The organism is Ferroplasma sp. Type II, from assembly GCF_000496155.1.
The window spans coordinates 2206-4243 of sequence record NZ_KI542784.1; the positions used below are offsets into that span (position 1 = coordinate 2206).

Here is a 2038-nt window from a genome sequence, read left to right on the forward strand (position 1 = left end):
CCGGGATAAAGGAGGAGATTGGAAATTATATTAAATCAGACAACCCGGATTGCATTATAGTGGGAATCACGAAATCGGAGAAATACAGAATCATTTCAGATATCAAATTTATAATAAAGGAACCTGGGATAGATACAATACTGGTTAAAAAGTAAGGACAAAAAAATATTTTATAGGGAATGGCAATTAATAAAAATGCTTTATGAGAAAGAACGTAATATTGTTTTAAATGCCTGCAGGGAAATGTTAAAGAGTAACCTCACAGTTGGATCATGGGGCAACATAAGCCTGAGAACTGAAGATGGAAATGTGGTCATAACCCCCAGTGGTACGAATTATTCAAAGAGTTTGCCAGAGGACATGGTTATCACCGATATTGAAGGAACAATTATAGATGGAAAGATGAAACCTTCCAGTGAGCGGTTAATGCACTATAAAATATACAAAAACAGGCATGATGTTATGGCCATAGTTCATACCCATTCGATATACTCTTCAGTACTGTCAGTTACTGATGACCGGATTCCGCCTATAACCGAGGATACTGCAATGCTTCTTGGCGATGGTGTAAATGTATCCAAATATGCCCTTACGGGCACCATAGAACTGGCAGACTACGTTGTTGAAGGTCTTGGTTCAAATAATGCAACAATAATGAAAAATCATGGTGCGGTATCAGTTGGAACTGATATGGAACGGGCAATAGTAACATCCCAGGTACTGGAAAAATCTGCAAGCATCTTTATTACGGCCAAAATGCTTGGCAGGGTCAATATATTGCCTCCAGAGGATGTGGCAAAGCTCAGAGGGCTATCAGAAAATTATCTGAAGCAGTGGAAAAACTGGAAATAATTATTTAAGTTCCCTGGCCATGTATGGCCCTAACCTTTCATAGCCATATTTCCTGAAATAATTTCTAACCCCTATCCCACTGATTACTACTATGCGTTTTTTTCCATACTCTTCCAGTGATATACGTTCCGCCTCATCCAGAAGCTTTTTCCCGAATCCGTGGTGTTGCCAGTTTTCTGCGGATTCAGCTCCTATTGGGACTATATTCCCCATAACCTTTATTTCCCGGATAATTGATGAAGATAAAACCTCCTTTCTGTGTGCCATGTCTGATGGCATCCTGAGCCTTAGGTATCCTATAATATCATTTTTTGAATTTTCAAATGAGAGGAATATTTCGTCGCCTCCTGAAGCCCTGTAATTTCTTCTGATAAGGTTATAGTCATTTCCGTATGAATCCTTTACTATTCCAACTTCCCTGCTTCTTATTTCCATGGTTTTTATGCCCATGTTTTCCATTTCAATGTCTACAAGGTTATGCAGGTCGCTTCTCTTCACGCCCGCTTCGATGAAATTTACAGGTATGTCTCGCTGCATTCTCATGACCCTTACCCACGGTGACATATTCTTCATAAAGTACGTGACCATTCTCACAACTTTTTTAGTGTCATAGGGAATATATTTTCCTTCCTTCCAGTATGCATAAAGTGCAGTATTTTTTACTACCAGTGTAGGATATATTTTTAGCATGTCAGGTTTGAATCTGTCATCTGACATGGCCATGTCAAAACTTCTAATGTCTTCACGATAGGACGAACCATACATTCCCGGCATCAGGTGGTATAAAATCTTAAATCCAGCATCCCTTGCCATTTGAGTTGATCTTACTATCTCTTCTATGCCATGCCCTCTTCTGTTCAGGCGCAGTATACTGTCATTTAGTACCTGTATTCCCAGCTCAACTTTGGTGGTTCCATAGGATAATGCCTCATCTATTTCCCTTTCATTGAACCAGTCAGGTTTAGTTTCAATTGTCATGCCTATGCAGCGCCTTTTTGAAAATTCATTTTCCAGTATAGCCTCATTCAAGGTGGGTGATATTTTTTTGTTCATCCCATCAATGCATCCCTTAACGAATTCTTCCTGATAATTCTGGGATCTTGCCGTGAATGTGCCACCCATGATTATTAGATCAACTTTGCTTGTGTCATGGCCTATTGTCTCCAGCTGTTTTAACCTGCTAAAT

2 protein-coding genes are annotated in these 2038 nt (G+C 39.5%); one reads left to right on the forward strand and one right to left on the reverse strand.

Annotated features, from left to right (window positions below; genetic code table 11):
* The first annotated feature begins 195 nt into the window (after positions 1-195).
* Positions 196-852: a class II aldolase/adducin family protein gene (locus tag AMDU4_RS11220; RefSeq protein WP_021788088.1), complete on the forward strand. Its 657-nt coding sequence runs from the start codon at positions 196-198 to the stop codon at positions 850-852.
* Here the strand turns inward: AMDU4_RS11220 and AMDU4_RS11225 are convergent.
* Positions 853-2038 (reverse strand): tRNA uridine(34) 5-carboxymethylaminomethyl modification radical SAM/GNAT enzyme Elp3 (locus tag AMDU4_RS11225; RefSeq protein ID WP_021788089.1); only part of this gene is annotated, 1186 nt, incomplete at its 5' end.